We start from the raw sequence: 7736 nt of genomic DNA, 5'->3' as shown, positions 1-7736 counted from the left end.
GTCTGGGCGCTTGATGCGGACCTGGCAGCGGCGTTCGACCGGATCGACCATGCTCGCCTTCTACAGGCAATTGGCCACTTTCCTGCCAAAAGGATTGTCGCCGACTGGCTGAAGGCGGGAGTATTCGAAACCGGTAAGGGGTTCACTCCCACCGAGGAGGGAACGCCCCAAGGCGGTGTAATTTCTCCTCTGCTGATGAACGTCGCACTGCACGGCCTAGAGGAAGCCGCTGGAGTTCGCTATGTCGTCAACGGCGCTCAAGCCGGTGATACGAAAAAGGACTCCCCGGTATTGGTCCGCTACGCCGACGATATGGTCGTGCTCTGTCACAGCCAGGAACAGGCACTCCAGACCAAGGCGAAACTGGCGGAGTGGCTGGCGCCCCGAGGGCTTGTCTTCAACGAGGACAAGACGAAAATCGTTCACCTGCGAGACGGGTTCGATTTCCTCGGGTTCAACGTCCGCCGCTACCGCCACAAATTGCTGATCAAGCCGAGCAAAGCGGCTGTCGGGCGCCTCCGGAAAAGACTCGCGGAGGAGATGCGCACCTTGCGCGGATCGAACGCGATGGCAGTCGTTGCCAAGCTCAACCCCATCATCAGGGGGTGGGCGGCCTATTACCGGGGCGTGGTGTCGTCCAAGATGTTCAGCTCCCTCGACAACTACCTGTGGAGGCTGCAATACAAATGGACAACTTGGACGCATCCCCACAAGCCGAAGAGCTGGATCGTCAATCAGTACTTCGGTAAACGCAACAAGTTCAGGAATGACCGATGGGTGTTCGGTGCCCCTGGCACCCCTGCCTACGTCACGAAGTTCTCCTGGACTGACATCGTCCGGCACGCAATGGTCAAGGGGAAGGCATCACCCGATGACCCCTCCCTGACTGACTATTGGGCAACTCGGCGCAAGAAGGTCAAGCCGCCGCTCGACAAGTACACGCTCCGCCTGCTCACCAAGCAGGAAGCGCGTTGTCCACTGTGCGGCGACCAACTTCTCTTCGCCGAACAACCCCCTGAGTCTCCTGAGCAATGGGAGCGATGGTGGCTGCGGATCGCCCGCCAGGCGATCACGGCCGACTACCTCGTTCACCATGGGAGACCAGGCTCGCGGTCAAACGATGATGGGACCCGGCTCGTACACGCTTCCTGTCGCCGCGGATATCTCATCCGCCAACGCAGGAGCACAACACAGCTCTCCTGAATCGTCCTGTGGGGCTTGCATGAGCCGTGTGCCGCGATGAGTGGCACGCACGGTTCTGAGGGGGGGGAGCGGCGGGGTAACCCGCCGCTCCTACCCGGCAATGCCTCTTGAGTCAGCCGTCCGCTGTTGAGGTCGTCATGAGCGGCAGGCCCGGATCAAGGAGGCAAGGACTCCTGCTGGGTCATGCAAAGGCGGTGTCATGACTGCCCCTTCTGTGAAGCCGACTGCAAATCCATGCACTTGACGCCGTGTCGTGTTGCGGACGAGAACGTCAAGTCAGGGGCGGCCCCGCGTGGTGCGCGGGGCCGCCCGGTGGAAGTGCGTCAGGGGGCGGTCGGGAAGTCGTCGGAGCGGATGCCGGCGAGGAAGGACTGCCAGGCCTCGGGGGTGAAGCTGAGGGCCGGGCCGTGGGGGTCCTTGCTGTCGCGGACCGGGACGATGCCGGTGATGCCGTCGGCGATTTCGACACAGTCGTCGTTCGGGTTGCTGGCGCTTGCCTTCCTCCACTGCACGGGGAGTGTGGAGGCGACGGGGATGTGGGTCACTTGAGCGTGTCTCTCTTCTGTGCGATGAGGTTACGAGACTGGTCCAGATCCAAGGCAGTTGCCATGATTTCGTCGAACGCTGCTCGATAGATATCGACTTGGTCCGGGTCCTCCACCCAGTCGCTGCTGAGCATTCCGCTGAGCAGGACCAGGTCGAGGTCGCGTTGCCGAAACTCAAGGAGCGCGAACGAGCCGGTCATTCCCGGATGCGGCGGAGCCATGGCCGGCATGATCTGGACTTTGATGTTGGGGAGCTGGCTGAACTGCAGCAGCTTGTCCAACTGGTCGGCCATCACGCCTGGGGCGGCACTCATGGTCAGGGCTGCCTCATGGATTACGGCCCACAGCTTGAGCGGGTTCTCGGATCGAGTGAGGACGGACTGCCTGTTGATCCGGACTTCGACGCGCTCTTCGACGCTGGGCTTGTTTATCACTCCACTGGCGATGATGGCGTGGGCGTACTGACGAGTCTGCAGCAAACCTGGAATGTAAGCAGATTGGTAGGACTTGTTGCCCACGGCCGTCTCTTCGAGGCGGATCAGATCTGTGTAGAGCGGGTTCAGTTGCTCGTAGCCGGCCATCCAGCCGGGGCGTCGTTTGTCCCGAAGGATCTCGACGAGGACTTCCTTGAGTTCCTCGTCGCACTCGTAGAAGTCGAGCAGGGCCCGGACGACATCGGACTTCAGCTGGACACGAGCGTTCTCGTACCTGCTGAGCTTCACCAGGTTGACGCCCTCGACCTGGGCGACCACCTCTTCGGCTGACAGGTTCTTCAGCTCGCGAAGCCTCCTCAGCTCAGCGGCGATGCGTCGGTACCGCACGGCTGGCACTGCGACTGCCATCTATGTAACCCCTCCAGGACGTTCAGGGACCAGTGTGCATGCGAGTGGTGACGGTTCGCCACTACCGACAGAAGCCTTAGAGGCGCACCTTGCCATTGAACCTGAAAGTTTTCATATTTCAGTGGCATGCCTTGCGCGGTGCCTTCGACATGCTCCATGCTGTGAGTAACGAAGCGCTGGCTGTGCGTGATGCGCATGGCGCTTCGCGTTGGACGCGTACGGGCAGTCGTGTCGGCCGCCCGGCCTTCTCCACTCATGTGCCTGGAAGGTGTCTTCGCCATGTCTCTGAAGTCCTCCACTATCCGGTTGCCGCGCAGCCGCCGTGCTCCCGGGGAGGCCCGCCGCCGGCTCTCCTCCCTCCTCTCCTTCGTCCCGGACGGGGAGCGGTTCCTCGACTCCGGGCTCCTCGTCGTCTCGGAGCTCGTCACCAATGCCGTGCTGCACGGCACGCCGGAGGGGTACCTCATCTACCTCTCGCTCGACGTCGACTCCACCCGCCTCCGGATCGAGGTGCACGACGCCCGGCGCGGCGACGAGCCGGTTCTCTCCGCGCCCGGTCTCGATGACGAGACCGGGCGCGGACTCCAGCTGGTCAAGTCCCTCTCCAAGAGCTGGGGTTGCTGCCCGCGCGATCCGCGCGGCAAGATCGTCTGGTGTGAGGTGGCCGCGTGAGGGCCGATCACGACATCCTCGTGGAGATCCCCGGGGTCAGGCCGCCGGCCGTCCGCACCCTCACCCCCGACGCCCTCGACCGGATCTGGGCCTCCATCTGCCATCTCCCGATGCCCCGCTCCCAGCACCACGCCCTGGAGCGGCGCCTCACCGGCCCCTGCGCCAAGCGTGACATCATCCGCGACCTCGCCGGTCAGCCCGTCCTCGTCATCCCCGTCGGTGTCCGCGAAGTCCGCATCCGCTGGGCGAACCCCTCCGGGGAGCCGGCGTGATCGACCGCATCCGGGACCGGTGGTTCCTGCACTGCTCCCGCACCCCCGTCGCCCGGCTGCTGCGGGCCGAGCGGCGCCGCCTCGGCGTTGAGCTGGGGCGGTGGCTCCCCGAGGCCTCCGTGAGGGTCCGCGAACGCGTCCTCGCTGCGATCGTGGACGAGCGGTCCGCCTGACGGATCCCCACCCCCCCGCATGCTAGGTTTGAACGCGTTCAAATGACTGCTGTGTGGGGGGAATCATGCTGCGGGTAGCAAGCAGTGCGCGGCGTTCGGCCGTGCTGGCGGAGCTGGTGTGCCTGGCACCGTTGCCGATCCTGCTGCTGACGTCCGGCTTCGGCGAGCCGGTCCGGGTCGTCTGCGCGTCCGTCGGTGCCGCGGCCTGCGCCGTCCCGCTGTTCTTCCGCACGCAGGAGGCGTTCCGGACCGCCTGCGTGTGCGCGGGCGTGACCGCCTCGATCGCCTCCGTGCCGCCGCTGGTCGCCAGTGTCCTGGCGGAGCTCGGGTACCGCGGATGGGTCCTTCTCCTGACCTTCCTGTTCCTCCCGGCCGCCGCTGTCCCTGCCCTGGTGGCCGCTGTCCGGGAGGCCCGCGGCCCCGTGTACGGCCGAGGTGTGGCCGTACTCGGCCGGTCCGTTGGGATCGCCTCGGTGGTGTGCTGGGGCCTGCTCACCATCTTCACGGCGCCGTGGTGGCTGTAGCCCGGATGTCGGCCTCGCGCGCGTTCAACAGTGGAGGGGGAATCGTGGTTGCGGTGCCGATGAGTGCCCGGTGGCTGTCCGGGTTGGGGATCGTGGCGTTCCTGCTGCCGCTGGTGCCCGTGCTGGCCGGGTTCGGGCCGGCTGGAGCGTTTCTGTACGCGGTCGGGCTGCTCTGCGCGGCCGGGTGCGCCGTGCCGCTCTTCTTCCCCGACCCGAAACGCTTCCGGGTCGCCTGCGCGGCCGCCGGGATGGGCGTCGCAGCGGTGTCGGTGCCGCTGGCGCTCGCGGGCCTCCTGATCGCGCTGGCGATCGCGGGCTGGACGCCTTACCTGGCCTTCCTCGCTCTGCCGATCACCGCGATCGCCGGACTGATCGCCGGGTTCCAGCGGGCCCGAGGCCGCGAGTGCGGGCGCGGGGCGGCCGTGGTCGCCTGGGCATGTGCGGCGATCACGGTGATCGGCTGGGCGTGCGTCACCGTTCGGGCGGTGATGTAGCGGTGATGTAGCGCTGAACTAGCGGTGAGGTTGCCGTCAGGCCGCGAAGTGCGCCCGCAGGGCGGCGAGGCCGGCGGAGAAGACGCCGTGCACCAGGTCCGTGGACCCCTGCACGCCGGTGCGCCGCTGCCCGCGCACGCGGAGGAGCCGACGGAGCGGAGCGCGGTCGACCTGCTGTGCGGAGGCGGGTCGTAGGATCGCCGGGTGATCATCATCCCGTCAGGCCGTGTGACGCTGTCCGACCGTCGAACCCAGCGCAGTTGGGCCGTCGATGTCGACTCGTACGAGCTGGCGGCCTGTCCGGTCACCCGCGAGCAGTACGAGGGCGTGGCCGGCGACCGGCGCCCCGCGCACAGCGTGTCGTGGCAGGACGCCGTCCGCTACTGCAACGAGCTCTCCCGGCGTGAGGGGCTTTCGCCCGCCTACAACCTCGACGGCGAGGACGTCGCCTGGGATCGCGCCGCCGACGGCTACCGGCTGCCCACCGAGGCCGAGTGGGAGCACGCCTGCCGCGCCGGCACGGACGGCCCGCGCTACGGCCCGCTGGACGAGATCGCCTGGCACCGCGCCAACTCGGGCGAGCGCATCCACGGCGTGGGTGAACTGCGTCCGAACGACTACGGGTTGTACGACCTGCTCGGCAACGTGTGGGAGTGGTGCTGGGAGGTCTATGACGCCGAGGTGTACGGCAGCTATCGCGTCCTGCGCGGCGGCGGCTGGTTCGACGAGCACTGGAGCTGCCGCGCCTCCGTGCGCCGCCGCAGCCACCCGACGCTGCGCATCGACGACGTGGGCTTCCGGCTCGCACGGTCGATCGGCGGAGGAGAGCGGACGGGAAGGGACGGGAACGGGTAGGAGCGGACAGCGGAAGGATGAGGGCAGGCGAGGAACCAGCGTGCGGGGCATAGGCGTTGGCGCTGGCATGAGCGACCAAACGATCTCCCTGCGCCCGATCGCCGAAGCCGAGCTCCCCGTCCTCGGCGCACTGTTGGGCGACCCCGGGGCGCTGGGGGAGTACCAGTGGTACGGCTGGCGGGACTTGGACCGGTTCCGCCGCCGCTGGGCGGAGGACGGGCTGCTCGGGGACGAGCAGTGGATGCTCGCGGTCGACGTCGACGGCGAGTTCTGCGGCTTCGTCGCCGCGCTGCGCAAGGCCGTGCTGCCGACCGCCCCGTACTGGAACATCGGCGCGCAGCTGCTGCCGCACGTGCGCGGCCGGGGTGTCGGCACGCGGGCCCAACGCCTGCTGGTGGACTACCTGTTCGCGCACACCCCCGTCGTCCGGCTGGAGGCGGACACCGAGACCGGCAACGTCGCCGAACAGCGCGCCCTGGAGAAGTGCGGCTTCACCCGCGAGGGCGTGCAGCGCGCGCTGACCTTCCGGGACGGCCAGTGGCGCGACGTCGTCCGTTACAGCCTGCTGCGCACCGACTCTCGACCCTAGAGGGCCCCGACCGTAGAGGGACCCCGACGCCAGAGGGCCCCGACCCTAGAGGACCCCGAACCACTCCTCGGCGAGCGCGTCGAGCGTGCGCGCCGAGGGCTTCAACTCCCGGAGGTACCACGGCAGGTGGCTGTAGATGTGGAGCAGCGTGTACGCCATCACCAGCCGGGGCTCGAAACCACGGCCGTAGGCGCGCAGCAGCTGCCCGAGGAGGTGCGGGTCGGCGCGGGTGGTGAAGAGGCCGACGGCGACGAGGTCGTAGGCCGGGTCGCCGATCATGGCGGGCTCGAAGTCGATCAGGCCGGTGAGGCGCAGGCCGGCGGCCGGGTCGGTGAGGAGGTGCTCGCGCATGAACTCGGTGTGCAGCAGGGCGCGCGCCGGGGAGGAGGGGGAGGGGAGCGGGGCGGTGGCGAGGAAGTCGGGGATCTGCTCCAACCAGGCCTCAGGTAGACCGCGTTGGCGCTGGCGGGCGACGGCTCCGGCGCGCTGGCGGTCCACGAAGGCGGGCCAGTCGCCGGGGCCGAGGACGTCGGCGAGCGGTTCGGGGTCGAGGGCGTGCAGGGCGGCGAGTGCCGCGCCGCAGTCGCGGGCGATCCGTTCGCGGTCGGGCTGCGGGATGCGCGGCCAGGCGGGTGCCAGGCCTTCGCCGGGCAGCCGGGACATCAGGATGTAGCGCCAGCCGTTGACGTACTCGCCGGCCTCGCGGACCTCCGGGGTGGGGATCGGCAGCGCGCCGTGCAGCAGGCCGAGGACGCGTTCCTCGGTGATGCCGTCCTGGGCGCCGGAGGCCGGGAACAGCTTGAGGACGTGCTCGTCGCCGACCGCGTAGACCGGGACGGAACCCTCCGCGAAGCGTTCCAGCGGCAGGCCGCCCACGCCGAGCCGGGCGCACAGCGCCTCGGCGCCGGGGCGCATCACCGACTCGTCGGGGACGACCGCGTCCCGTTCCTCGTCCGTCAGTACCAGGGGCAGCACGGGCGCACCGTACGTAGACCGACGGCCGCGTCGCAAAGGGTTTTCACCGCTCCTCCCGGGGGCCGCCGCAGGCGTCGGCGGTCGGCGAGACCGGCTCGGGCCCGGCGGCCGGGTCGCGGGTGAGCAGGTAGCGAGCGCCGGGGCCGGTCTCGCCGGCGCGGTCGCCGGCGTTGTAGAGGGCGCAGCGGGACAGCGAGAGGCAGCCGCAGCCGATGCAGCCGGACAACTTGCCCTTCAGCCGTTCGAGTTCGGCGATCTGCTCGTCGATGCGGCTCTGCCAGGACTCGGCGACCCGGCCCCACTCGGCGCGGCTGGGCGCCGGGCGATCGGGGAGGCGGTCGAGGGCGACCCTCGCCTCGTCCAGGGAGAGGCCGACCCGCTGGGCGGCGCGGATGAACGCGATCCGGCGCAGGGTGCCGCGGGTGTAGCGGCGTTGACCGCCGGCGGTGCGGGTGGCGTGGATCAGGTCGAGGCTCTCGTAGTAGCGCAGCGCGGACGCGGCGAGGCCGCTGCGGTCGGCGAGTTGGCCGATGGTGAGCAGGTCGCTGTGGTGCGGACCGGGGGCGCGGCGGCCGTCGGGATGGGCGGTCAT

12 protein-coding genes are annotated in these 7736 nt (G+C 68.7%); 8 read left to right on the top strand and 4 right to left on the bottom strand.

Features of this window, described 5'->3' with window-relative positions; genetic code table 11:
* Positions 1–1203 (top strand): reverse transcriptase domain-containing protein (locus ACZ51D_RS29020; protein WP_465663882.1); only part of this gene is annotated, 1203 nt, incomplete at its 5' end.
* Between the two features lie 323 nt (positions 1204–1526).
* On the opposite strand, the gene ACZ51D_RS29015 is transcribed toward ACZ51D_RS29020, so the two are convergent.
* On the bottom strand, positions 1527–1748 hold the full coding sequence (locus ACZ51D_RS29015; protein WP_465663881.1) for a DUF397 domain-containing protein: 222 nt from the start codon (positions 1746–1748) through the stop codon (positions 1527–1529).
* Entirely contained in the window at positions 1745–2590 is an 846-nt protein-coding gene (locus tag ACZ51D_RS29010) for a helix-turn-helix domain-containing protein (RefSeq protein WP_465663880.1), read from the bottom strand. Before ACZ51D_RS29010 ends, ACZ51D_RS29015 begins: the two co-directional genes overlap by 4 nt.
* A 279-nt stretch (positions 2591–2869) precedes the next feature.
* Here ACZ51D_RS29010 and ACZ51D_RS29005 point away from each other — a divergent pair, with 279 nt between their 5' ends.
* The 7 genes from ACZ51D_RS29005 (at position 2870) to ACZ51D_RS28975 (ending at position 6169) form a co-directional block, all read left to right on the top strand.
* Positions 2870–3262: an ATP-binding protein gene (locus ACZ51D_RS29005; RefSeq protein WP_465663879.1), complete on the top strand. Its 393-nt coding sequence runs from the start codon at positions 2870–2872 to the stop codon at positions 3260–3262.
* Positions 3259–3534: a hypothetical protein gene (locus ACZ51D_RS29000; RefSeq protein WP_465663878.1), complete on the top strand. Its 276-nt coding sequence runs from the start codon at positions 3259–3261 to the stop codon at positions 3532–3534. The genes ACZ51D_RS29005 and ACZ51D_RS29000 overlap by 4 nt, the downstream gene beginning before the upstream one ends.
* The gene (locus tag ACZ51D_RS28995; protein WP_465663877.1) at positions 3531–3707 is read left to right on the top strand and encodes a hypothetical protein; all 177 of its coding nucleotides are present in this window, start codon (positions 3531–3533) and stop codon (positions 3705–3707) included. The genes ACZ51D_RS29000 and ACZ51D_RS28995 overlap by 4 nt, the downstream gene beginning before the upstream one ends.
* A 65-nt stretch (positions 3708–3772) precedes the next feature.
* Complete coding sequence (locus ACZ51D_RS28990; RefSeq protein ID WP_465663876.1) at positions 3773–4231, top strand: hypothetical protein; 459 nt, start codon at positions 3773–3775, stop codon at positions 4229–4231.
* A 59-nt stretch (positions 4232–4290) separates the two neighbouring features.
* Positions 4291–4725 carry a hypothetical protein gene (locus tag ACZ51D_RS28985; protein WP_465663875.1) on the top strand — a complete coding sequence of 145 codons (435 nt, stop codon included), beginning with the start codon at positions 4291–4293 and terminating at the stop codon, positions 4723–4725.
* A gap of 204 nt (positions 4726–4929) precedes the next feature.
* Positions 4930–5580 (top strand): formylglycine-generating enzyme family protein, encoded by a 651-nt coding sequence (locus ACZ51D_RS28980; RefSeq protein ID WP_465663874.1) that lies wholly within the window; start codon positions 4930–4932, stop codon positions 5578–5580.
* A gap of 67 nt (positions 5581–5647) precedes the next feature.
* Positions 5648–6169, top strand: a complete 522-nt coding sequence (locus ACZ51D_RS28975; protein WP_465663873.1) for a GNAT family N-acetyltransferase — start codon at positions 5648–5650, stop codon at positions 6167–6169.
* Between the two features lie 45 nt (positions 6170–6214).
* Here the strand turns inward: ACZ51D_RS28975 and ACZ51D_RS28970 are convergent, their stop codons facing one another.
* Complete coding sequence (locus ACZ51D_RS28970; protein WP_465663872.1) at positions 6215–7144, bottom strand: aminoglycoside phosphotransferase family protein; 930 nt, start codon at positions 7142–7144, stop codon at positions 6215–6217.
* Positions 7145–7187: 43 nt separating this feature from the next.
* Positions 7188–7736 carry a redox-sensitive transcriptional activator SoxR gene (gene soxR / locus ACZ51D_RS28965; RefSeq protein WP_360499174.1) on the bottom strand — a complete coding sequence of 183 codons (549 nt, stop codon included), beginning with the start codon at positions 7734–7736 and terminating at the stop codon, positions 7188–7190.

This window comes from Kitasatospora sp. NPDC033851, assembly GCF_055576085.1.
The sequence above is the reverse complement of the archived record's forward strand: the minus strand, read 5'-3'. Positions and strand labels throughout refer to the sequence as shown.